Raw genomic sequence first — 785 nt, 5'->3', positions numbered from 1 at the left:
GCTTGCTGCCGTCGGTCTGGTCGATGCCGGCCAGACGGTTGCTGCTGCCGTCATAGCGGTAGGTGGTCTGATAAACCTTGCCGTCGGCCGTGCTGTTGTCGTCGGGGCTCAGGTCTACGGTAACCTGCTTCAGGCGGTTGTATTCGTCGTAGCTGTAAAGGGTGCGGGTGCTACTGCCCCCGCCGGCCTTGATGACCCGTTCACTGGTCAGGTTGCGGCCGGTGTAGCTGAATTCGATCGCATCGCCATTGGCGGTGCTGACACGGGAGAGCAGATCGTTGTTGTAGCTGAAGCTGACGCGGTTGCCGTTGCTGTCGCTGCTGCTGACCAGCCGGTAGCCGCTGCCGAAGGCGGCATAGCTTTCGGTGGACTGGGTGTTGCCATCGGTATAGGTCCAGCTGTTGCTGCCAGCATCGTAGCGCAGGGTGTCGTGGGCGCCATCGCCGTCGGTACTGCGATAGCCGTTGCCGATGAAGCTGAAGCGTTGCACGCTGCCATCGGCACTGACGCGCTCGATCTGACTGCCGGCGCTATTGAGATTCCCACTGAGGTTTTGCAGACGACGATAGCCGGATAACCACCAGGCGTCGCCGTTGTCGTCACTGAAGCGGGCCTGACTGTTGTAGGTGCGCAGCAGGCTGGCATCCATGCCCCGCCCGATCAGCAGCTCATCGCGCCGCTGCAAAACCAGATTGCCGTTGGCGACATTGACGGCAACATTGTCGCCACCCTGTCCCTGCACCCCACTTTGCTGGCCCGCCCCGATCTGCGGTACTGCGCTGCCT

The 785-nt window shown here is 62.2% G+C and carries 1 protein-coding gene; it reads right to left on the bottom strand.

Features of this window, described 5'->3' with window-relative positions; translation table 11 throughout:
* Positions 1–785 (bottom strand): DUF6531 domain-containing protein (locus tag PZA18_RS24025; RefSeq protein ID WP_284103418.1); only part of this gene is annotated, 785 nt, incomplete at both ends.

Source organism: Parachitinimonas caeni, assembly GCF_030129945.1.
GTDB classification, from domain to species: Bacteria; Pseudomonadota; Gammaproteobacteria; order Burkholderiales; family Chitinimonadaceae; genus Parachitinimonas; species Parachitinimonas caeni.
The sequence above is the reverse complement of the archived record's forward strand: the minus strand, read 5'-3'. Positions and strand labels throughout refer to the sequence as shown.